General features: G+C 39.8%; 15 protein-coding genes. 14 read left to right on the plus strand and 1 reads right to left on the minus strand.

All coding sequences use genetic code 11. The features are described 5' to 3' along the window. Positions 1–363: 363 nt before the first annotated feature. On the plus strand, positions 364–1,110 hold the full coding sequence (locus tag ADICYQ_RS15695; protein ID WP_020892991.1) for a glucosamine-6-phosphate deaminase: 747 nt from the start codon (positions 364–366) through the stop codon (positions 1,108–1,110). Between the two features lie 143 nt (positions 1,111–1,253). On the opposite strand, the gene ADICYQ_RS15700 is transcribed toward ADICYQ_RS15695, so the two are convergent. Then, positions 1,254–2,276: a LacI family DNA-binding transcriptional regulator gene (locus ADICYQ_RS15700; RefSeq protein WP_020892992.1), complete on the minus strand. Its 1,023-nt coding sequence runs from the start codon at positions 2,274–2,276 to the stop codon at positions 1,254–1,256. A 937-nt stretch (positions 2,277–3,213) separates the two neighbouring features. Here ADICYQ_RS15700 and ADICYQ_RS15705 point away from each other — a divergent pair. The 13 genes from ADICYQ_RS15705 (at position 3,214) to ADICYQ_RS15760 (ending at position 22,355) form a co-directional block, all read left to right on the plus strand. Next, on the plus strand, positions 3,214–3,903 hold the full coding sequence (locus tag ADICYQ_RS15705) for an RNA polymerase sigma factor (protein WP_020892993.1): 690 nt from the start codon (positions 3,214–3,216) through the stop codon (positions 3,901–3,903). Positions 3,904–4,050: 147 nt separating this feature from the next. Further along, positions 4,051–5,085 carry a FecR family protein gene (locus ADICYQ_RS15710; RefSeq protein WP_020892994.1) on the plus strand — a complete coding sequence of 345 codons (1,035 nt, stop codon included), beginning with the start codon at positions 4,051–4,053 and terminating at the stop codon, positions 5,083–5,085. 268 nt (positions 5,086–5,353) lie between these two features. After that, complete coding sequence (locus tag ADICYQ_RS26150) at positions 5,354–6,103, plus strand: carboxypeptidase-like regulatory domain-containing protein (protein ID WP_051160243.1); 750 nt, start codon at positions 5,354–5,356, stop codon at positions 6,101–6,103. Then, on the plus strand, positions 6,079–8,787 hold the full coding sequence (locus ADICYQ_RS15715) for a SusC/RagA family TonB-linked outer membrane protein (protein ID WP_235114732.1): 2,709 nt from the start codon (positions 6,079–6,081) through the stop codon (positions 8,785–8,787). Before ADICYQ_RS26150 ends, ADICYQ_RS15715 begins: the two co-directional genes overlap by 25 nt. Before the next feature lie 50 nt (positions 8,788–8,837). Then, on the plus strand, positions 8,838–10,415 hold the full coding sequence (locus tag ADICYQ_RS15720) for a SusD/RagB family nutrient-binding outer membrane lipoprotein (RefSeq protein ID WP_040416645.1): 1,578 nt from the start codon (positions 8,838–8,840) through the stop codon (positions 10,413–10,415). A gap of 154 nt (positions 10,416–10,569) precedes the next feature. Further along, positions 10,570–12,405, plus strand: a complete 1,836-nt coding sequence (locus ADICYQ_RS15725) for a CocE/NonD family hydrolase (protein WP_051160245.1) — start codon at positions 10,570–10,572, stop codon at positions 12,403–12,405. A 256-nt stretch (positions 12,406–12,661) separates the two neighbouring features. Next, positions 12,662–13,213: a RidA family protein gene (locus ADICYQ_RS15730; protein ID WP_020892999.1), complete on the plus strand. Its 552-nt coding sequence runs from the start codon at positions 12,662–12,664 to the stop codon at positions 13,211–13,213. Positions 13,214–13,259: 46 nt separating this feature from the next. Then, the gene (locus ADICYQ_RS15735; RefSeq protein ID WP_020893000.1) at positions 13,260–14,408 is read left to right on the plus strand and encodes a bile acid:sodium symporter family protein; all 1,149 of its coding nucleotides are present in this window, start codon (positions 13,260–13,262) and stop codon (positions 14,406–14,408) included. A 99-nt stretch (positions 14,409–14,507) separates the two neighbouring features. Beyond that, the gene (ggt, locus tag ADICYQ_RS15740) at positions 14,508–16,301 is read left to right on the plus strand and encodes a gamma-glutamyltransferase (RefSeq protein ID WP_020893001.1); all 1,794 of its coding nucleotides are present in this window, start codon (positions 14,508–14,510) and stop codon (positions 16,299–16,301) included. A 248-nt stretch (positions 16,302–16,549) separates the two neighbouring features. Continuing rightward, positions 16,550–17,911 (plus strand): hypothetical protein, encoded by a 1,362-nt coding sequence (locus ADICYQ_RS15745; protein ID WP_020893002.1) that lies wholly within the window; start codon positions 16,550–16,552, stop codon positions 17,909–17,911. Between the two features lie 465 nt (positions 17,912–18,376). Beyond that, positions 18,377–20,074: a sulfatase family protein gene (locus ADICYQ_RS15750; RefSeq protein WP_020893003.1), complete on the plus strand. Its 1,698-nt coding sequence runs from the start codon at positions 18,377–18,379 to the stop codon at positions 20,072–20,074. A 370-nt stretch (positions 20,075–20,444) separates the two neighbouring features. Then, a complete protein-coding gene (locus ADICYQ_RS15755; RefSeq protein ID WP_020893005.1) occupies positions 20,445–20,825 on the plus strand; it encodes a PH domain-containing protein in 381 nt (126 codons plus the stop codon). Between the two features lie 78 nt (positions 20,826–20,903). Then, a complete protein-coding gene (locus tag ADICYQ_RS15760; RefSeq protein ID WP_020893006.1) occupies positions 20,904–22,355 on the plus strand; it encodes a sulfatase in 1,452 nt (483 codons plus the stop codon). Positions 22,356–22,881: the final 526 nt, after the last annotated feature.

Consider the following 22,881-nt stretch of genomic DNA (forward strand, 5'->3'; position numbering starts at 1 on the left):
AGTTTGAACGAAAATAAGAAAGGCCTATTTGCAAGAAAGGATAGAAAGCTATTCTTTTTTAACAACCGTTTGGAGTAGATCGTACTTAAAACGCTTAGGTTCAAATGAATATTTAAGAGGGATGATGACCTGTTTAGCAGGTGTCAATTTAATATCGGAAAACATTGATGAGCGGTAATAAATTGAAACATAAATCAATTCTCGTGAATAGGCTATTAATTGTATAATTACTTAAACGTCCGGTGTGGTTCCAAATTGTCAGGGTACGGTACCGGATTTATACACACTTTATAAACTATTGCTAAGGCATTAATTTTCTAGCAATTATTTAGATGTCTTTTATTTAACCTTAATATCAGTATTATGAGAATATTTCAATCAACCAATCCAAAGGGGCTTGGTAAATTAGCAGGAGAGGCCGCAGCACCACTAATTCGTGAGGCGATTAAGAGCAAAGGAAAAGCCAATTTAATTTTAGCAACGGGCACTAGTCAGTTCGAAACTATTTCCCAGCTTTTAGATGAAGCTATCGATTGGAGTAAAGTGACTGTTTTTCATTTGGATGAATACATTGGGATTCCAATCACCCATCCTGCAAGCTTTCGAAAATACCTTAAGGAAAGGTTTGTGGATAAAGTAGAAAAATTGGGCGCAATACATTATATCAATGGAGAAAATGATCCGGAAAAAGAATGTGAAAGGCTAAAGGCTTTGATTTCAGGTCAGGACATTGATGTGGCTTTTGTAGGGATTGGCGAAAATGGTCACCTTGCCTTCAATGACCCGCCTGCCGATTTTGATACCAAAGAACCTTACTTGGTTGTGGATTTGGATGTGCCATGTAGAGAACAACAAATGAATGAAGGTTGGTTTGCAACCCTAGAGGATGTTCCCCGTCAGGCCATCAGTATGTCTATCCAACAAATCATGAAGTCCGAACATATCATTTGTTCTGTTCCGGATGATCGAAAAGCCAACGCGGTAAAGAATTGCTTAGAAGGCGAAGTGAGCAACATGAATCCTTCAAGTATTTTGCAAGAGCACGCTTCTTGTAGTATTTATCTGGATGATGCATCTGCTTCCTTGCTAACCAAGGCATTAGAGAAATAAACCACTAAGCCAAAAGCCTGTGTCCCAAGATGGTTAAGCTATCTTGGGATACGGCTTTTTTTATTTCATGACACCTGGAAAAGATATTTTTTTAAAACCCCTAACGCATTGTGTTTTCAGTGTTTTTTTTACTTAAAGGGGGACTATTGCAAATCCCCGGTGGATCGAATACTGGATTCTCGAATGATTAATTCGCCGGGAAGAATCTCCTCCGTTGAAGGCAGGTTGTCTTTTTGAATGTGCTTCAGCAATAACTCGCATGCGATCCTGCCGATATCAAAAGCAGACTCCGAGACGGTGGTAAGTGTGGGGGTAATAAGGGTGCAAATAGGGTCATTCGTAAAGCCTACTACTCCAAAATCCCTGCCTATCTGAATGTTCAGTTTTTTAAGTTGAACCATAGCGCCAATGGCTTTTCTATCATTTACAGCAAATATGGCGTCAGGTTTATTCGTTTCCTCCATTAGATTTTTGAGATCATCAGCGCCACATTCCTGAGAAAATCCGTTGTGGATAATCAATTCTTTTCTTATCGGGATTCGGTGATGTTCCAATGCATTAAGGTAACCATTTAGTCGATTTTGGGTAAACATCTGGTCTTTTGGCCCCGTGATGTGCGCGATGTTCATAAAGCCTTGTGAGATAAGATGAGCAGTGGCCTCAAAAGCGCCATTGTAATCGTCTTGCACCACTTTGGAAGCATCTAAATTATTGGTTCTGTCAAAGAACACCACAGGGATTCCTTTGTCTATTACCTCATGAATATGGTCGTAATTACTGGCACAGGTGGAAATAAGGATTCCATCAAGTCCCGAAAGGGTGAGGTTACTCATGATAAGACTTTCCCTTTCCTCTGAATCATTGGTCAGGTAAAGAATAATATTATAATTGAATTCATAGGCAATTTTCTGAATTCCAGTAATAACGGTTGAAAAATAATAATTGGTAATAAAGGGTAAAATTATGCCAATATTATTTGTCCTTCCCTGAGACAAGCCTCTTGCATTAAAATTGGGTTTGTATTTTAGTTCTTTGGCTTTTTCAAGCACCAGGTGTTTAGTCTCTGGGCTCACATCAAATGTGTCGCGCAAAGCCCTTGAAACCGTAGAGACTGATATGTTCAATTCCCTGGCAATATCTTTTATGGTTATAGTCTGACGTAACATTTAACTTTTTATAAAACTGTCCCATAATATGCTGTTTTTTTAATAAATATGAAATGTGAAATGTACAGAACGGTAGAATATATTTAAGAAAATCGTCAGATTAGGGAGGGGGTTACATGAAGGTTTGATTAAATATTAGCGCATAACAATGAGAAATTTACAGGATAAAATACAATTCTGTAGTTTTGTTTGTTTCTTGATTTTAGGCTTAAATAATAACGATTATTTAGGTAATGGCTGTAATTGTGTAAATTTAAGTTATTTTTTATGCATACTTTATCACTAGTTACGTAATTTCTATTTGTTTCAATTAAGTTTTAAGGCATTTATGGTGCAGGTTACATTTTGTTATTAGGCTTTTCCACCCAGCCCCTTATTCAGTCCAATTATCCTTAGAATACGAAAATATCAGCCGCAAAATTTTTATTTGACAGAATAAGGCACTAAATTTTAATATGCTTGTAAGTTGGGCAAATTTAAGGCGGAAATAGCGGGCTCCTAACGTAGCGAAGTTGCTGAATAATGTCTTAGATTTCCTTTTGTTTGATTGCTTAGAAAACAGGATGAGAGTGGAGGGTGGAATTATTGCGCTTCAGTTTATTTAAGAAGTTTCTGGTGAACAAATTAAATGTGTTTTCAACTTGAAATTGATTAGATGTCGCCTATTTCTAGTTCAGTTTTCAATGCCCAAATTCAATCGAACTAAAAATAATTAAACCCGGAAAATGCATTAGTCTTTGCAAAAGGGTGATGAAATTACACAATAAATCAGGGGCATTTGATATAGGGGTAGAACGGTGCTATTGAAATGTCCAAAATAACAAGGGTGGACTGATCTTATAGTGGGTTTAGAATAAAATGGAATGGACAGTGCAAAATTCGATTTAAAACTATAAACGCCATTCTATTTCTGTAAAGTGATTGAGTTATAATTATTATGGGGCTATCCAGTGAAAAAAAAAGAGACCTTCAATTTACACTTAGCCGTGGAGGAAAAACCGTGGAAGCAGGAAAGAATTCTTCTAAGAATGTCCAAAATGGCAATGATGATACAGTGCTCTGGAAGCAATTCAAGGCTGGGAATGAAGTGGCTTTTTCAGCTATTTATAAACGCTACATTGTTGCCTTATTTAACTATGGCGAAATAATTACTTCTGACAAGGAGTTAATTGAAGACAGTATCCATGATCTCTTTGTTGAATTATGGAAAAAAAGAGAATCAATAGCACAAGCCGAATCTGTTAAATACTATTTGTTCAAAGGTCTTAAAAGGAAAATAATCAAAAATCTTGAGAAAAAGAGAAAGCTACCCCTTAAAGAAGCATTTGAAGACCATGATTTTGAAATAGTATTGTCCCATGAATTTGGTTTAATAGCAGGAGAAACATCTGCATTACAAAAAGAAAGTATCCTAAAGGCCATTAATCAGCTTTCGCGGAGACAAAAAGAAGTGATCGTGTTGAGGTTTTATGATGGAATGGCATTTAGTGAGATTGCAAAATTGCTAGAAATAAGCCAAAAATCTACCTATACACTTGTCTATCGGGCTCTCGCTGTCATGAAAGACAACTTAGAAAATATACTATTGTTGTTGATTACAATGCACCTATATTATATAAGTGATTAAATTTAATTAGTTAATTTTTAAGCGATTAAATATTTTTTTAAAATTTCCTGAAATTTTTGAGGTAATTTTCAACCTACCCACCCCTTAATAAATATACACCGGAATAGTGAAGGGATTTCCCATCCTTTTTTCCATAAATTAATGTAAATGAAATCGGATATTCATTCTGTTTATAATTTATTGTCAAATGTTTCTTTCCTGGATTGGATAAAAAACCCTACTGAAGAAACGGACAGGTTTTGGGAAGGATGGCAAGAGGAGGATCCAAAAAGAAAGCAACAGGTAAAGCAAGCAAAAGCTTTGGCCTCGTCTATAGATTTTAAAAAAACAAGTCCCGAAGATATTCGAAAAGAATTGATTTTTAAGCGAATTCAGAATTCGATCAATGAAGAAAAAGAAGAACCTGCCCCGAATAGTTTTAGGGCACACAACACTCAAGTAAAGTCTGATTCTTCAAGAATATGGATGAAATGGGCCGCTGTGTTTATTGGGCTAATAGTAATGAGTGGTATTTATTATTTCGCTTTTAATAACAATACCATTACCCATACCACTGCTTTTGGAGAAACCAGAAATGTCACCCTTCCTGATGGTTCAGAGGTAAAGCTTAATGGCAATTCTTCTTTGATTCATTCCAAGGCTTGGGAAAGTGGAGAAGTTCGTGACGTATGGTTAGAAGGGGAAGCTTACTTTACAGTAAAACACCTGGGAGCGCAGCAGAAATTCGTAGTTCATGCGACTTCTGATTTTAATGTGGAAGTGATAGGGACCGAATTCAATGTCCTTAACCGAGAAGGTAAAACCAAGGTGGTGCTTTCCTCAGGGAAAGTGATACTCAATCTGCAAAATGAAACCAAAGAAGAACGCTTGCAAATGGCACCTGGAGAAATGGTAGAGTATATCCATGATGACCAGGTTTTGACTAAAAAGGAAGTTGATCCGATGGTCTATACTTCTTGGAGAAATAACCGCCTAATCTTTGATGATACGTCGCTTCTTGAAATCAAATCCATTTTAGAGTCCACTTACGGGCTTACAGTAAAGATTGAAGATAAAAGTTTACTGGAAAAACGAGTGTACGGATCTGCCCCCAGTAATGATATCTCATTATTACTTAAAGGGCTGGAAAGAAGTCTCGGAAATCAAATTTTAATTGAAGGAAAAATAGTAACCATAAAATAGAATAGGGAGTGTTTTCAGTGAATTACTGATACACTAAAGTAGGATTGTGAAGGACAGTAATTGGTCGATATAATATTGAATTTATCTAACCACTAAAAAGGCATATAACCACGTGACCTCTTCCGCCACCACTAAAGGTACTAATCATATAAGTGCTGATGGAATTGTAAATTAGCTTTAACCAAAAATGGTCATAATCAGGCGATTGTTTTAACTGATTACTTGAATATGGCTTATATCTATAACTAACAACCTAACAACTCCTAGTATGAAAAAACTTAACAAAATTAAATTTTCATTACTCCTCTTTATGATTGGAATAATGAATATTCAAGCCCAGGAACTTGCGCTGGGCGATGACCGACAGACCGGGTATGTCAAGAAAAAAGTCGAAATTAATAATTTGAAGACTTTGATAAAAAAACTGGAACCTATGTATGAGGTTTCTATAGTTTGTAACAGTGATTTGGTACATACAAAAATTGCTTATGAGGTTTCTGATAGGACAAAATCCGTAGAAGAACACCTTACTAAGTTGACATCCAAAAGTAACCTGAGCTATCACAAGTTAGACAAAGGTTTCTATGTGATCACTGATAAGGAAGAGAAAAGAGCCGCCAATAGTGATGCTGTTCCAATAGCTATTCCTTACACCAAATCACATCAAGTGGGGAAGAAAGAAGCTTCTAAAGTAGCGAAAGTCGAAGAGGAGAGAATCACAGGAACCGTTTCTTCAAAAAATGGAGAAACCTTACCAGGGGTAAACGTACTTCTCAAAGGAACCAATATCGGAACGGTTACTGATATGGATGGAAAATTTGTGATCACTGCTCCAAATACTAACGGAACACTAATTTTCTCATTTATTGGTTTTACTTCCCAAGAAATACCTATTGCAGGTCGGAGTATAATAGATGTGACCATGGTAGATGAATCACAAGCACTTGGAGAAGTCGTGGTTACTGCATTTGGATTGGAAAGGAAAAAGAATCGCTGGTTTATTCAGTTACAGAAGTAAAAGGTGAAGAGTTTACCAAATCCAGAGAAACAAACTTAGCAAACTCTTTAACAGGAAAGATAGCTGGAGTTAATGCTACGAGTATGGCGAGTGGTCCGGGTAGTTCCAGCCGTGTTGTCATAAGGGGTAATGGCTCTTTGAATGGTAACAATCAACCGTTATATGTAATCAATGGTATGCCTATTTCAAACAGGCCTTCTACTGTTCTTGATCAGGCCAATGGTGCTACTACTGATTTGGGAGATGGTATTTCAAGTATTAATCCTGATGATATCGAATCTATAAGTGTACTAAAAGGTGGTGCTGCAGCAGCATTGTACGGAAGTCAGGCTGCAAATGGTGTAATCCTGATAACAACCAAAAAAGGTTCAAGACAACAAAAGGGTATTGGTATTGAGCTTAATTCCAATTTTACTTTAGGTACCATTAATATTTTCCCAGAGTATCAATACGAATACGGTCAGGGTAGTCAGGGAGTTCGTCCTCAAAGTCAGGGTGAAGCGATCAGTACAGGACGTTTGTCTTATGGCGAACCTATGGATGGCCAGCCTTCTATTCAGTTTGACGGTGTAGAACGTCCTTATTCAGGGGTTTCAATCAAAGATAACATCAAAGCCTTTTACAGAAACAGTACCAACATTGTCAATACAGTTTCTTTTTCAGGTGGAAATGAGTCTGTACTCTATAGGGTGTCAGCTTCAGATTTGCAGTCTGGTGCAATCGTAGATGGATCTACTTATGACAGACAAACAGCAAATGTTAACTTGAAAGCTTTCATGAGTGATAAGTTGAGTTTTGATACACAAATTCAATACAACTATGAAATAGGGAATAATCGTCCAGGCGTAGGATACGTTGGAACGAATTCTGCATGGGGCGTTTATTTGCTTGCCAATACAGTGGACATTACTGACCTGGCTCCGGGATACAATCCTGAAACTGGTCAGGAAGTAGAATGGCAACATGTTAATCAGGCCACAAACCCTTACTTTGCCAGAGACAGAATGGGCAACCAGGATGTTAAAGATAGGGTAATCGCTCAAGGAAGTTTAACTTATGACCTTTTGCCTAATTTATTTATCAAGGCAGATTTTATGCGTGATTTCAGTAGCTGGAGAGAAGAAGATTACTATCCTGTAGGTACTGCATTCAGGCCTCTAGGTACTTATCGTTCTCAAGAAGAACTTCGCACTCGATCTAATGGACGTCTTATTGCCAATTACAATACCACCTTTGGTAATGGTATTAACCTAACAGCAATGGTTGGTGGTAATTTAGAGAGAGATATTCTAGATGTCTCTAACCTTATAGGTTCGGAATACATTATTCCTGAGTGGATCAGCCCTGTTAACTTAAATATCCTGGCGCCGTCTAAAGGTTTCTATAGAACAGGTACTAATTCAGTATTTAGTTCTCTGGATTTTAACTTTAAAGAAACTTATTATTTAAGCGTTACAGCTAGACAGGATCAGTTTTCTACTTTGAATCCTGGTAATAATAAAATCTTTTATCCATCAATTGGTGGTAGTATGATATTATCCAATGCCTTTGATCTTCCTGATGTAATTAGCTTTGCCAAGTTGAGAGGGTCCTGGGCTCAGGTAGGTTCTGCCACTGTGGATGCCTATGCGATTAATCAGTTGTATGGCTTCCGTCTTGGAGGACATTTGGGAGTGCCAGTTCAAACATCCAGTTCAGCTATTTCTAATCCTGAATTGAGACCTTTGACTTCTACCACTACTGAAATTGGCTTTGATGCTCAGTTCTTTGACAATAGGTTTGGTATAGACTTCACTCTTTATAGCAAGATCAACCAGGATGACATTGTTTCTACTTCTATTGCACCTTCTTCAGGAGCGACATCTACCTTGTTGAACGTAGGCGAAATAAGTAATAAAGGTATAGAGTTACTTTTAACAGGTAATCCGATAAGAACATCTGTTTTCTCTTGGAATGTTAGTTATAACTTTGCCTACAATAAAAACAGGGTACTTACGCTAGCCCCAGGTCAGGCTACCGGAAACAGTAGTTTGTTAGGTAAAGATTCTAGTACACGTTTCGGAAGAAGTTATGAGTATTCTGAGGATGGGATTAGGGTATATAACAGTTTAAGTGGGTATGCGATGCTAGGACCAACCATGCCACTTGGAATAGGTGTTCCTCCTTATACTATGGGATTTGAAAATACCTTTACTTACAAGAACTTTTCACTTAATGCACTTATTGATGCCAAATTTGGCAATCAATTCTTCTCCCAGGCCAAGCAATACATGTGGAGATTTGGTTTGCTAAAGGAAACTTTACCAGGCAGAGACAACGGATTGACGGTTGAAGGAGTAGATGAAAATGGAGATGCCTTTAGCAAGGATTGGCCTTCTAGCTTTATGTCTACTTATTATAACAATGATGGACAGTATGCTACAAACTTCATGATCGATGGTAGTTTTGTGAAATTAAGAAGTGTTGTGCTTAATTATAATATTCCTGTAGAAAAGTTGAATTTCGTTAATTTAACGACAGCACAAATATCTTTGGTTGCTAGAAACCTTGCCATCCTTTACAGAAACTCTGATCATTTCGACCCAGAGCAAGCATCTGATCCTAATAGCAATTCCCAGAATTTTTCAGGGGTAATGCTTCCAAGGACTAGAGAGATAGGTTTTAATTTAAGGATAGGATTTTAATGAGGAAAATCCTGAATCTTACCAATTTATTTCTTAACCAATATGATATTATGAAAAAGTATTCAAATATATATAAAATAGGTCTAGCCATGGCAGTGGTGGTCATGACCTCCTGTAATGATTTTACAGATAGTCTGAGTGACTTGAATAAAAATCCCAATGCTTATGAAGAGGTGATTCCAGAATTTCTCTTCTCCAATTCAATGCTAGATGGTGTGGCATTTAACTTCACCAATGGGGCTGATGGACAACATTTCATCTTTGCTCAGGCAATGCAACAATTTTCTACCCACTCAGAAGTTAGAGGAACGGGCGATAAATATTTCAATGAAAGTGCGGCAAGAAGCCACTGGGCCGTTTACAATACTGCCCTAGCTGACAATGAGCGAGTGATCAATGTTGTAAAGGATGATCCCAATTCTATCAATATGCTTTCCGCTGCAAGAATTTGGAAAGTCTACATGTTTCATATCGTTACAGATGTTCATGGAGATGTGCCTTACTTTGAGGCCTTGAAAAGTTCAGAGGGTAATTTACAGCCTAAGTATGATACTCAGGAGGCAATTTATGAAGACATGCTGAATGAACTGGAACAAGCTGCAGCTGCATTCAACCCCTCACTACCTACATTTGGTCCTTCAGATTTATTTTATGGAGGGGATACAGAAAAATGGAAAAAGTTAGCCAATTCGCTTATGCTACGATTGAGCATGCGCTTGACTGAAGTTCGTCCTGATGTGGCAGAAGCCTGGGCAAAAAAAGCAATTGCAGGTGGTGTAATCATAAACGATGAAGACATAGCCAAGGTGAACTATTTGGATGGACAAATTGCAGATAGTAGAAACCCTAAAGCAGCCAATCTTTTGGTTCAAGATTACCAAAATCCTCAAGCTGGCGTTAGTAACACGCAAGGCGGTAAATATGCTGAGACCTTTATCGAACATTTAAAAATGACTGGAGACCCTAGGTTGAATGTTATTTCAGTAGTTTGGATAGACAATCCTGATGGAGACGGTTATGTATATGATACGGCTACAAACATTCAGAGAGGAATGAAAAATGGTGCTTTATTCGGTGAGCCTGAAGATTTCCATACCTATTCTGAGCCACATCCAAACACAGTTTTGAGTTATGCCAGCCCAGTATTGACGATGACAAATGCTGAAACCAACTTATTGCTTGCTGAAGCTGCAATAAGAGGATGGTACACTGGAAGTGCAAAAGCAGCCTATGAAGATGCAGTTAGAGCTGGAATGAGACAATGGGCGCTATTTGGAGATGAGGGAATCATTTCAACTGAGAAAATTGAGGCTTATATTGCAAGAAATCCATTTATGGTAGAGGGTTCGTTTGAGGAAAAACTTGAGCAAATTAGCACTCAAAAGTGGGTGTCTTTATTTCTTGACAATTATGAGATCTTTGCCAACTGGAGAAGAACAGATTATCCAACTTTAACACCTACGAACTATCCTGGAAATATTACGGGTGGAACCATCCCTAGAAGGCTTATTATTCCTGATACTGAATTGAACCTTAATGAGGATAATTTCATGGAGGCGTATAACCGACAGGGAGTTGGCAACCTATTGACAAGTACCGTTTGGTGGGATCCTAAATTCCCAAGATAAATTAGCTTGTCTCGTTTAGAATATGGTATATAACCTGAGTTCGACTGTTTTTTAGTCGAACTTAGGCTTATATTTTAACATAAATGCAAGAAATAGTCCGGACATTTCTTAAATTCGGGTTGAATATCAATAAAATAATCCGATCAAATCAAGCATGAAGAAAACAGAACTAACAATTAGCATGAATATTTTTATTAGTAAGCTTTTCGGGAAATCCCAGTGGCTTATGATCTTCTTATGGATAGTATCCATAGGGATGGTAAAAGGAAATTCTGAACCTGATCCAATACTTAACGAGATCAGGATTGAAAGACATCAACCAGTAAAAATGAGGGATGGAGTGATCCTCTATGCCGACATATACCGCCCTGCGAAGGATGGTAAATATCCTGTTATTTTGACACGTACACCTTATGGTGTGCAGCGAGACGGTGTGCATCATGAGCGCATGATCAAATTTGCACAAAGAGGGTATGTAGGCATTGTACAGGATGTTAGAGGGAGATATGAAAGTGAAGGGGTTTGGGATCCATTTAGAGATGAAGCAAATGACGGTTTTGACACCATAGAGTGGGCAGCAAAATTGGAATGCTCCAATGGACAAGTGGCCACGCAAGGTGGTAGCTATTTGGGACATAACCAATGGGCAGCAGCCAGTCAAACACCACCAAGCTTGAAAGCGATTTTCCCTTCTGTAGCGTCTACAAATGTATATGCCAACTGGATTACCATGGGAGGAGCTTTTAGACTAAGCTTTAACTATGGTTGGGGAGTTGTTAGAATGCCAAACAAAATCATGTTGCCTCAAAATTGGCATACCGCTGCTTATACTCCTGAGGAGCTAAAATATGAAAACATATTGTATCATTTGCCTCTTATGGATGGTGATTTGGTAAGCGCAGGTAAGGCAGTACCCTTTTATAGGGATTGGGTGACCCACGAGTCATATGACGAGTATTGGAAATCTGTAAGTGATGAAGAGCGTTTTAGTAAGATCACCGTTCCTGCTTACAATACAGGAGGATGGTTTGATATCTTCGTTATGGGTACCATCAACGGATATGTTGGCATGAAAAATCACGGAGGAACTGCTGAGGCCAGAAAAGGCACCAAATTACTTATAGGTCCCTGGGGTCATGGTCCATCTACCTCTTTTGGGGACATGAAATTCACTGAGGATGCTTATGTAGATCTATTTGAGAATGAATTGAGGTATTATGACTTTTACCTAAAAGGAATTCAAAATGGTTTGGACAAAGAAAAGCCAGTTCAAATATACTATATGGGCGAAAACAAATGGCGTCATGAAGATGATTGGCCTATTCCTGGAACAGTTTACAAAGAATTGTACCTTGGTGGCGATGCGCCAGCCAATTCAGTAAGAGGTGGCGGGAAATTGAGTTTTGAAAAACCAGGCAAAGCTGCCGAAGACAATTATATTTATGATCCAGAAGTTCCTGTTCCAACTTATGGAGGAAACAATTGCTGTGGTACACCCACTCAATCTGGACCTAAAGACCAGAGAACCCTTGAGAGAAGAAACGATATATTGGTTTATACTTCTGAGTTTTTAACAGCACCTGTAAGCATTGCAGGACCAGTTTCCATGAAATTGTTTGCAGCGACAGATGGACTTGATACGGATTGGATGATAAAACTGGTAGATGTTTATCCTGATGGAAGTGCTTACCCAATATCTGAAGGGATATTGAGAGCTAAATTCAGAAATGGAACCGATAAATTAGAGCTTTTGAAACCCAACAAGGTTTATGAATATGAAATCACCCTTACAGGAACAGCCAACGTATTTCTTCCGGGTCACCGAATAAGAGTGGACATTACCTCAAGTAATTTCCCGCAATTTGATCGGAATCCTAATACAGGAGCGCCACTGGGTACTAGTGCTGAGACAAGGATTGCGCAACAAACGATCCATCATGGGGGGCCAAAGCCAAGCCATATTTTATTACCAATCGTTCCAGGTTTTTAATGCAATGAATAAGCACACAACGATTTACGAATAACCACTAATTTGCTAATCCATTCTCTGAAGTCAATTCGGGGAATGGATTATTTACTAAAATACCAGTGCAGGGGCTTTGGGTTCTCAAATACCCTGATTTATGTTAGAATTGTACCATTCATCAAAAATGGCCAGTCAAAATCAACAATAAGTGCCCAATTAAAATTTAGATTCGCATATTTGAAGGTCTTTTATTACCATATATTTTAAATTTACATAGGTTATGACAATTAAAATTCACCAAATACTATTGCTGACGACATTTTTGTTGTTAGGCCAGCTACAATTCACTTTTGCACAAAATTCAGGTAACGATCCCGAAGCCAAATTAAAAGAAATGGGAATCGTCCTTAAAACCCCTGGTGAGCCAACAGCCAATTTTGTACTGGCAGTTCAGGTCGGAAACCTTGTTTTCCTTTCCGGACATGGTCCAATGCAGGAAAATGGCGAATACATGAAAGGCAAAGTTGGTTCAGAGCTGACTGTAGAAGAGGGGGCAGCCGCTGCCAGGTTGACGGGTATTTCACTTTTGACATCCCTTAAACACACAATTGGTTCCCTTAATCGAGTAAAAAGAATCGTAAAAGTGCTTGGAATGGTGAATTGTGTGCCTACTTTTGAGCAGCAGCCAATAGTTATGCATGGATTCTCTGATTTTATGGTTGAAGTATTCGGCGAGAGTGGTAAACATGCGCGTTCCGCTGTAGGTATGGGTTCTTTACCTTTTGGCATCCCTGTGGAAATTGAAATGATAGTAGAATTGAAAGAAGAATAAAAAATAAGATTTAATATATCACCTAACATTTATAATACCATTTGCTTTGAAAATACATGGGATTTATAAAATCATAATAGCAAGTGCCATATTGCTTTTAATTGCAGTATTGGTGTTGCTATTTACGCAGAATACAAGCTACCTAGGCCCGGTTCTGATGGCGTTTTTTTTGACTTCAGCCATTGGGGTTAGGGCCTTTCAAGCAACAAAAGGCCTGTCGTTTACATTAATTATACTGTCGGTAGTAACCACTGCTTTAAATTTCCCTGATTATTTTCTTGAATTTCAGGGGTATGAATTGGCAGGATTGATCACTCCGTTGATCCAAATAATCATGTTTGGGATGGGGACTTCTATGGGGGTTAAAGATTTTATTGCCTTAGGAAAATCTCCCAAATCAGTGATTGTAGGCGTAGTTGCCCAGTTTTTATTGATGCCATTGATAGCCTTTGGGCTGGCTTCTGTAAGTGGTTTTTCTCCGGAAATATCAGCTGGTCTTATATTATTGGGTTGTGCCCCCGTCTCTGTGGCTTCTCCCGTTATGGCCTACCTTGCCAAAGCAAATGTAGCGCTTTGTATTACGATTGTGTCGGTAACGACCCTTTTGGCGCCATTGTTTATCCCTGTATTGATGAAATTTTATGCTGGAGGGTTTATTCCTATAGATGTATTGGGCATGATGTGGGGAATTGTGAAAATGGTGCTTATACCTATCGGGGCAGGCCTTATTTTTAATAAATTCCTGCATGGGAAGGCCAAGTGGCTAGATGCTTCCATGCCAATTGTCTCTATGGTAGGCATTGCTTTAATAGTGGCCATCATTATGGCAGCTGGAAGAGAAAGCTTGCTGAATATGGGCATGATGTTGGTATTGATGGTGTTGGTGTTAAATCTTGCAGGGTATTATTCCGCTTATTGGATGGCAAGATTATTCAAATTGGAAGAGCAACATTGTAGAACCATCTCCCTTACAACAGGCATGCAAAACGCTGGGCTGGTTTCAGGGATTGCTAAAGAAATGGGCAAAATTGCTACTGTTGGTTTGGCTTCCGCTGTGTGTGGTCCATTGATGGGATTTACTTCTTCGGTTTTGGCTTCCTATTGGAATGGGGAAAAGCCAACAGGATCAACTTCGGAAATCCCATCAGAACCTATTCTAGACAAATCTAATGTCAATAACAACGTGTCAAATTAATCTTGATAGGGCATGTTATTTTAAATAAAGCTTTGGTTTTCAGTTGTCTATTATCGGACTTGAACATTCAGAGCCATTAAAAAAGTAAATGAATAAAGTATGAAAACCAACTATAAAAAACACTTCGCTTTTAAGTGTGCATTGGTAGGAGTGATAATGATCACCACTATCGCAAACACTTTCGCTCAGGTAGCCAAAGACAATCTTCGTCCAGCTGCAATCGGGAAACAAGGGATGGTTGCTTCAGCCAACCCATTGGCCAGTCTTGCTGGGCAAAAAATGCTAGCTAATGGAGGCAATGCAATTGATGCCATAGTGGCAGCAGCAGCTTCTTTAAATGCAGTAGAACCTTATATGTCTGGTACAGCCGGTGTAGGGTACATGCTTTTTTATTCTGCCAAAGATGACAAGGTAAGATCCCTTGTCTTTGGAGGTTGGGTTCCCAAATCTTTTAAATCTCAATCTTTAAAGGGTGAAGCCAAAGCTGCAGATGGTGCAGGCCATGGTGCCATAGAAACGGTAGGACCTAGAATTGTTGCCATTCCTGGTAACCTTGCTGGTTGGAACAGGGCATTGGAGGATTATGGGACCATGTCTCTCAAGGAAGTATTTGCGCCCACCATTGAGTATTTAGAAAATGGAATACCCATCACTGAGTTTGATGAGGCCATGTGGAAAGGAACGGTAGAAAGGGTAAAGCCTCACAAGGAGTCAGTGGCCATTTTGTTTAAGGACGGAGAAAATCCTTACGAAATAGGTGATATTTTCACCAATAAGCCATTGGCAAGAACCATGAATCGAATCGCTGATGAAGGAATTGAAGTGTTTTACCAAGGAGACATTGCACAGCAAATTGCAGCAGCCTTTAAAAAAGATGGCGGTTTTATTACCGTAGAAGATTTGGCAATGGTGCCAGGCCGAGTTCAATGGACTGAGCCTATTTCAATTGACTATAGAGGATACAAAGTTTACAATAATCCTCCTCCAGGAATGGGGATTCAGCAGTTACAAACACTGAAAATCATGGAAGGTTTTGATGTGAATGCTATGGGGCACAATAGCACTGAATACCTTGCCCATTTAATGGAAGCCATTTATTTTAGTAGAATAGATACCGACAAGTATATCGGTGATCCAGACTATGTAGATGTACCAGTGGACATGTTGCTTTCAGACAGTTACCTTGATGGTCAACGCAAGAAAGTGGTAGAAAGGGTGAAAAACCGTAAAATTGCACATAAAAGTGATTTCACAGAGGCTGAACTAGAGTTGTTGGGTAATTTGAAAGATAAAATGGATCCAAAATACCAGTATGCGACTACCAGTCTTTCAGCAATGGATCAGTGGGGAAATGCAGTGGTGATCATTCAAACTCACGGTGGAGGTTTTGGTTCAGGTTATGTTGCTGGAAAAACCGGATTGATTTTCAATAGTGCCATTGATTGGATGGAGAAAACACCTGGATTGGCCAACAGTGTTGAACCATGGAAAGCCGTAGGTTGGTGTGTTGGAGGTATGATGCAATTTCACAAAGATGGCAAACCTGAAATGGTCGTAGGCTCACCAGGTAGTTTTGGAATTTTGCAGTCTGTACCTCAGGTGGCCATGAATTATGTTGATTTTGGCATGAACATTCAAGATGCCATTAGTGCACCTAGGTTCCGTTGGAAAGACGAACTGGGATCTGTTCCAGCCAAAGAAATTATAATAGAAACGCGAGTAGACAATGAGGTACTCAAAAGTTTAAGGCAAATGGGCTATCTATTGGATACAAGTCTTGGCGATTGGTCCATGACAGTAGGAGGAGCACAAGGTGTTTCCGTGGATAGAAAAACAGGCTGGATCATGGGCGGTGCTGACCCAAGAAGAAATGGCTATGCAGTTGGCTGGTAAAATACAGGCTTGAAAATGACTTGCTTTACTTGTAAGCGCAATGCCATTTTATTACTTAGCTAAAAACATAAAAAGGATAGGATGAATCAGTTCGGGTTTCCCAGGAAATTTGAAGCCCAACTGTCCCCACCTTGAAAAATACATTAACTCTTTAACCCGAATGCTTCAATAGGATTCATTGTGCGTGTTTTTACTGCATAAAGAGTAGCTGTCGGAGCATTTGGGTACAACCACTATTGGCAATAATCATGAATAACGAGAAAAAAAATCCACGGAGAAGTTTTATCAAAAAGTCAGCTTTGGCAGCTACGGCAATTAATTTGTCGGGCATGTTCTGGGAGTCAGAGGCAAAAGCAATGGCAAAAGTCATAAACCTCAACAGTGACAAACCTGCTTCTGCTCAAAAGACCGTCGCGCTAATTGCTAACACGTACCGAAACAGTGCACATGCAGATGTAATTGCCACCAAGCTTTTTGTAGGAATACCTACAGATGATGGCATGGTAGCTCCTCAGGTAAAGATTGTGTCGGTTTGGATTGACCAAATTGGCGACAATGATACCGGTGTACAAATTGCCGGCATGAATGGTGCAACAATGTACGACACAATAGCTGGAGCATTGACGCTTGGTGGAGACAAGCTGGCCGTGGATGCCGTAATTTATGTAGGGGAACATGGGGACTATGATAAAAGTCGCTATGGCATAAAAATGTACCCGAGAATGAATTACCTGGAACAAATTTTCAGAGTATTTGATGCTTCTAACAAATCGGTTCCTTTGTTCAGTGACAAGCATTTGTCTTACAGTTGGTTGGATAGTAAATGGGTATATGACAGGTCTAAGGAACTGAATGCGCCAATGATGGCAGGGTCTTCTCTGCCTTTTTGCTGGAGGGATAAGCCTTTGGAGCATCCTTTAGGAGTTAAGATTTCTGAAGCAGTCGGGATAGGATACGCATCTCTGGATGCATATGGTTTCCATGTGGCAGAGATTCTGCAATGCATGGTGGAAAGAAGAGAAGGAGGGGAAACTGGTGTCTCTAGTGTGCTAGGACTCAGTGGAGCCGATGTATGGAAAGCAATGGATGATGGTCGCATCAACCTGGAATTGGTGGAAGCTGCTTGCAGTAAAATTCAAGGCAGAAAAGAAGGGAATATGCGGGATTTGGTGAAAGATCCAAATGCCATTATCGTTGAATATACAGATGGTACCAAAGGAGCGATTGTGATGCTCACAGGTTATGTCAATCAGGGTTGGGCCTATGCTGCCAACACCGCTCAGGGCCAGGTGGCTACGGAATTTGTGCTGGACCATAGCATGAGCTATTCTCATTTTAGTTACCTGACACTTAATATTCAGAAGTTCATTGTCACAGGCAAGCCTACAGCTCCAGTGGAGCGAACATTGCTTACCAGTGGTATTTCAGACATGGGTATCAGGTCTTTGGTAGATGGTAAAAAAATTGAAACACCTTTCTTGAATATTAAATATTCAGCAGCGGGTTTTGAACCTATACGACCTACGGCCCCTCGTCCTGAAGGACAAAGCATTGGACCATGGCCTCCTAAAGGTTATGAATTCATCATTCCGGAAAGATTTAAAAAATAATAATTGGAGCAGCCTAAAGGCTTTTCCAACAGAATCAAGCGTCATCTACGAGGAATTTTATTCCCTTGTAGATGACGCTTTTTAATTTCATTCGTCCAGTATTTGAAAGGTAGAATTTATTTTAAAGCCTGTTGATCCGGATAAATTATAATAAGGCTTAAATGGGGGATAAGTAGGATTACGAATTTTATGCTGATTAGATGTTTATGAAATGGACAAACTAGATGCAAAATCAGGTTCGGAATCGTTAATCCTGCAATTACGAACTCCCCCTTTCTCTTAAAGGGGGATTTTGTTACGTTTAGATTTAGCGGATGCGGTATACTTACTAATTTTATCCCCCTTACGGAAATCAATAAAATGGACTATCCAAAATGACATAATCAGGGTTAATTTGAGAAAATATTTTTAATTATTACCCCAAAGCCCTAATTTTCCCGATCATAACAATAAAACACATACTTAATGGAAAAATATACTTCTATAATAGCAGGGTTGCTTTTGTTTCTCGGCCTAACAGGCTGTGGTCAAACGTCGGAAGAGCAAAGCACCTCTGATCGACCAAACATAGTATTTATCATGTCAGATGATCATGCCTATCAGGCCATTTCTGCCTATGACAACACTTTGCTCGAAACCCCTAATATCGATAGAATTGCGAAAATGGGCATGCTTTTCACCAATGCCTCGGTGACAAACTCAATCTGTGCCCCTTCTAGAGCTACAATTTTAACAGGAAAGCACAGTCATATCAATGGAAAGGTAGATAACCATTTTCCTTTTGACACCACCAATGTGACTTTCCCGCAGATTTTTCAAGAGGAAGGCTACCAGACGGCCATGTTTGGCAAGCTGCATTTTGGAAATAACCCCAAAGGTTTTGACCAGTTTAAAATCTTACCCGGACAGGGTAAATACTACAACCCGGATTTTATCACCAAGGATGAAGGGAAAATTCAAGTTGAAGGCTATGTCACAGATATTATCACAGACATGACCCTGAATTGGTTGGAAAATGAGCGAAATAAAGAAGATCCATTCCTACTTTTCTACCTGCACAAAGCCCCTCACAGAGAATGGCTTCCTGCTGGCAGACACGTAGAAGAGTTTACGAAAAGGTCCTTCCCAGAGCCTCCAACGCTGTTTGATGATTATTCAGGTAGAGGTCGTGCGGCCCATGAAGCCGAAATGAATTTACTTTCGGACATGCATTGGGGTGGAGATTCCAAAATTCCACCAGCAGTGATGGATGAATTGGGCATAGCACCCAATTCCAGCTGGGACAAGTCTGCCTTTGATGGAGAAGTAGGACGAATGAATGCTGAGCAGCGTGCTGTCTGGGATGCTTCTTACAATCCGATGATCGAAGATTTTAAAAAGGCCTATCCCAACATGACTGACAAAGATAAGATGAAATGGAGGTACCAGCGCTACATGCAGGATTATTTGGGTACCATCAAAGCGGTCGATGAAAACGTAGGCCGTGTGTTGGACTATTTGGAAGCCAATGAGCTGATGGAAAACACCATTATCGTTTATACTTCTGACCAGGGTTTTTATCTTGGTGAGCATGGCTGGTTTGACAAGCGTTTTATCTATGATGAATCTTTCAAAACACCTTTATTAGTCGCCTGGCCTGGAAAGATAGCTCCTGGATCTAAATCCGATGAGATGGTTCAAAACCTGGATTATGCCCAGACTTTTCTGGCAGCAGCAGGGATAGAAGCTCCTGGAGACATGCAAGGAGAGAGTCTCTTACCACTATTGACAGGAGAAGGGGAATGGACCCGTGATGCAGTGTATTATCACTATTACGAATACCCGTCTGTGCACATGGTGAAGCGTCACTACGCCATAGTGACCAAAGAATACAAACTGGTGCATTACTATTTTGATGCGGATGAGTGGGAGCTGATCGATAGAATCAATGACCCGATGGAATTGAAAAACGTCTATGATGATCCTGCCTACGCAGAAATTCAAGCAGAATTGCATGAGAAATTGGATGGCTTAAGAGAGAAATATGGTGACAACTCAGAGATCTCTCAAAAATACCTGAATGAGTATTTGGATTTTCTTCAGGAAAACGATTCCTACGCAGGAGGGAAAAACACCGAGCTATTGGATAAGATATTTGATGGACGAGAGCTTTCAGATAAATAAATATAAGGAATGAACTGGCTTTAAGTTTCAATACTTTTATCCCTCCGCCACCACGGAGGGATTTTTTTTGTAATCTATTCTAGATATCAATTTGTTGTAACCGTTAATCCTAGCGTAACGAAATCCGCCTTTAAAGGGGGACAAAGGGGGATTTTTTTCAGAAACCTTCTAAAAATCAAGTTGAGATAGGGGCAAGAAAATGGAGCAAGGTTGTTGGAGGCATTCAGAGAGGTAATCGCCACTGCCAATCCTGCTGCCTTATCCAGTACCGTTCAGAGATAATCTTTTCGATAAAACCTTATTCTCCACAATATTTAGTAAATTTAATCCGCTAAATACAAGCAAACCAAACACTCAATTAGACAATTGTATGGGGATATTCAATTCATTATTAGGCAATGCAGGAGTAGTAGACAAAGAAACCCTGCTAAAGGACTTTGGGAAAATATTGATTCCTGACGAACAAATCGAAACGGGCTTTAAACTGATTCGCGACACCTTTATTTTTACCAGCAAGCGATTGATCCTGGTAGACAAACAAGGAATTACCGGAAGGAAATCAGAGTACCTTTCCTTGCCTTACAAAAGCATTTCAAGGTTCAGTATTGAGACCGCAGGCACCTTTGATTTGGATGCAGAACTGAAAATCTGGATTTCCAGCGACCATCAACCCGCCGTAAGTAAGAAATTCAATAAGTCAGTGGATGTATATGAAGTACAGAAGCTACTGGCGAGCTTTGTAATGGGCTAATACAATGGCTTATCATTAATCAATCCTTATCCTTATTTATAGCTACTTTTCTTAATTACCGCCCCATAAACCCGACCCATGAATAACCTTTTGAAACCCATTCTGTCCTTGTGTTTTGTGATTTTATCCTTTTCCCTATCCGCCCAGGACCGACCCAATATTGTGTTGATTATGGCAGATGATCTTGGAGGAAGGGATTTGCCAGCCTATGGCAATCAATTTAATGAGACCCCCAATATAGACAAATTGGTCAGCCAGGGAATGTTGTTTAACAATGCCTATGCTGCACCTGTTTGTTCTCCTACCCGGGCCAGCATACAAGCAGGTCAATACCCCGCAAGAGTAGGCATCTTCGATTTTATTTCCGGACATTGGCGCCCTTACGAAGAGGTGACTGTTCCCCACCATCAGGTACAGCACCTGCCCAATAAAATAGCAACCATTGGAAACGCCATGCAGGATGCAGGTTACAAAACCGGTTATTTTGGAAAATGGCATTTGGGAAACAATCCCGAACACCTGCCCAATAGCAGGGGATATGACCAGGCTTATATGTATGCAGGTGGAGGTTTTTATCACCCGAAGTTTGTCCCAGAGTATAAAGGGAAGCAAGAGGACCGCCTAAGCGAAACCCTTACCAGCATGGGCATTGATTTCATTGAAGAAAATAAAGCCGAGCCATTTTTTCTATTTGTCTCCCATTATGATGTGCACGTACAGTTGGATGCAGACAGAGATTTGATCGACAAATACCTCAACAAGCCCAAAGATCCGGACTATCCAAGCAATGCCGTTTATGCCGCCATGATTTCCCATGTTGACGAAAGTGTAGGCGCCATAATGGCGGCTGTGGAGGAAAAGGGCTTGATGGACAATACCGTATTTATCTTCTTTTCAGACAATGGGGGAGTGGACAACCGTTTTGACAATGTCCCCTTGTTAGGTGGTGAAAGTCAGGATGTCTATCCTGAGGATCATCCTTTGCGCTATATTGCCACCTCCAATGCGCCCTTTAGGGCAGGAAAAGGTACGCTATATGAAGGAGGGGTTCGGGTGCCTTTAATCGTACGCTGGCCGGAAAAGGTAAAAGCAGGCAGTACTTCCGAAGCCATCGTCTCCAGCGTAGATTTTTACCCTACCTTTTTGGATTTGGGCAAAGGAAAGCGGCCCCAAAATCAGGTTTTGGACGGGATTTCAATGCTTTCGCCTTTAACAGAAAACACCTTTGACCCGGAAAGGGAAGTGTTTACCCATTACCCTGTTTACCACCATGAGGTACCCATGTCTGCTTTGAGAAAAGGAGATTGGAAAATTATCGAAAACCTGGTGTCTGGAGAATTTGACCTTTACAACCTGAAATATGACATCATAGAAATGACCGATCTGAAATTCAGTTATCCTGATAAGTTGGCCGAAATGAAGCAGGCCTTGAAAAAATGGCAAGTAGCGACCAATGCCCAAAACCCCGTACCCAACCCTGATTTCGATCCGGCAAAAAGATACGAATGGGGCACCAATCCTTTCAGGTAGGAGTAAGTGGTTTAGGTCTTTAATGGATGATTTTAGTTTAATACATTGGCAACAATTAAGCGAGTAGGAGAACCACTTCGTTCCTTCTTTTGCCAGCCCTGGAAGGGCGAAATACATTAGCCAAGGGTGTGAGCCCTTGGTAAATCAATAGGAATGACCTGATTTTGGCGGTATTGTTGCTTTTTTTCGCAACAATACTGACAAAATCACAACGATACTGCTATATTAGGTAGTGGGATAAACGTCTATCGATTTTGATTTGGGTTATTGTAATGATTCAATATCGAGAAAATAATGTTCACGATTTTATCAAGATTGTAAAGTCCATTTTAAAGAACCCAAAGAAGCCTGGAGGGCTTCAATAATAATAACCGTGTGGTGTCAACCCACGGAAAACGGAATAAAACATCAATCGATTTTGGCGGTATTATTGCCTTTTTTTCGCAACAATACTGACAAAATCACAACGATACTGCTATATTAGGTAGTGGGATAAACGCCTATCGATTTTGGTTTGGATTATTGT

Source organism: Cyclobacterium qasimii M12-11B (assembly GCF_000427295.1).
Taxonomy (GTDB): Bacteria; Bacteroidota; Bacteroidia; order Cytophagales; family Cyclobacteriaceae; genus Cyclobacterium; species Cyclobacterium qasimii.